2 protein-coding genes are annotated in these 1615 nt (G+C 67.2%); both read right to left on the reverse strand.

The window, feature by feature from the left end; translation table 11 throughout:
- A partial coding sequence (locus G3N93_RS39885) for a 3-hydroxybenzoate 6-monooxygenase (protein ID WP_206135507.1) occupies window positions 1–1197 on the reverse strand: 1197 nt, incomplete at its 3' end.
- Between the two features lie 19 nt (window positions 1198–1216).
- The coding region (locus G3N93_RS39890; protein WP_206135508.1) for a glutathione S-transferase C-terminal domain-containing protein at window positions 1217–1615 on the reverse strand (399 nt) is incomplete at its 5' end.

A 1615-nucleotide genomic window follows, 5' to 3' on the forward strand; every position in this document is an offset into this window, starting at 1 on the left:
CTTCAGGCAATCCTCCGCGCGCCAGCCGTGCAGCCAGTCGAGCGCGTCGTAGAACTGCGCCTGCGTGCGGCCGACCCAGAGCCCGTTGCGCACCTGCCGCTCGACGCCCTTCGCGTGATAGATCCGCCCCATCTCGCGCGCCGAATACAGCACGCGCGCGGTGCGCGGAATCCGCACGCGCTCGTACAGCGCGAACGCCGCTTCGAAATCGCCGTCGGTCTGTGCCACGGCCGCGCCGAGCGTCACCGCATCCTCGAGCGCCTGGCACGCGCCCTGCGCGATGTATTGCGTCATCGGATGCGCGGCGTCGCCGAGTACCGTCGCGCGGCCCTCGCTCCAGCGTTCGACCGGATCGCGATCGGCGGTCGCCCAGCGCTTCCACGACGTCGGCCGGTCGAGCATCTGCTTCGGCAGCGGATGGATGCCGTCGAAGTACGACAGCACTTCCTCCTTGCTCCCCTCGCGCACGCCCCAGGTTTCCTGTTCGCGGCTGTGGAACGTGACGACGAGGTTGTACTGCCGCCCGCCGCGCAGCGGATAGTGGACGAGATGGCAATGCGGGCCAGCCCACACGACCGGCGCATTGATCTGCAGATCCTGCGGCATGTTGTCGACGTCGACCACCGCGCGATACACGACGTGGCCCGTCACGCGATGCACGTCGCCGATCAGCGCATGACGGATCGCGGATTTCACGCCGTCGCAGCCGATCACCGCATCGGCGCGATAACGTTCGCCGTGCTGGTCGGTCACGGTCACGCCGTTGCCGTCCTGCTCGAAGCTGCACACTTGCGTGCTCGTCCGGAATTCGATCAGCGGATGATCCTTGACCGCCTCGTAGATCGACAGGTGAATGTCCGCGCGATGAATCACCGCATACGGATTGCCGAAGCGCTCGCGGTACGCGGCGCCCGTATCGATACGCGCAACCTCGCGCGCATCGACCGCATCCATCAGTTGCAACCAGTCGGTGAACACCGCCCGGCTGCGCGCGGCCTCGCCGACACCCAGCGCGTCGAGCGCGTTGAATGCATTCGCCGCGAGCTGGATACCCGCGCCGATCTCGCCGATCTGGTCTGCCTGTTCGAGCAGCTTCACGCGAATGCCCTGGCGCGCGAGCGCGAGCGCCGTCGCAAGCCCGCCGATGCCGCCGCCGATTACCAGCACGCGCCGGCCGTTGTGTTTTGTCTCGCCCATGTCTGTCTCCTGCTTTGTGTTACGCGACGTAATCCGGTTGTCGCTGCGGCTGTGCCGCGTCGAACGCCGGCTCGTGCCGCGCGTGTTCAAACACCGCGAGGCTGCGCGGATAGGCACTCAGGTCGCAATCCATTCGCAACGCATTCGCGACCTGCGGCACGAGGCACACGTCGGCCAGCGTCGGCGTGTCGCCGAAGCACCACGGGCCCTCGTCCGCGCGCGCGAGCAGCCGCTCGACGCCGGCCATCCCTTCCGCGATCCAGTGCCGATACCACGCGGTCTTCTGCTGCGGCGTGACCTTCAGTTCGCTGTCGAGATAACGCAGCACGCGCAGGTTGTTGACCGGATGGATGTCGCACGCGATCAGCGTCGCGAGTTCCAGCACGCGCGCGCGTTGGCGCAGTTCGAGCGGAATCAG

This window comes from Burkholderia sp. Se-20378 (genome assembly GCF_017104665.1).
In the GTDB taxonomy this organism is placed as follows: Bacteria; Pseudomonadota; Gammaproteobacteria; order Burkholderiales; family Burkholderiaceae; genus Burkholderia; species Burkholderia lata.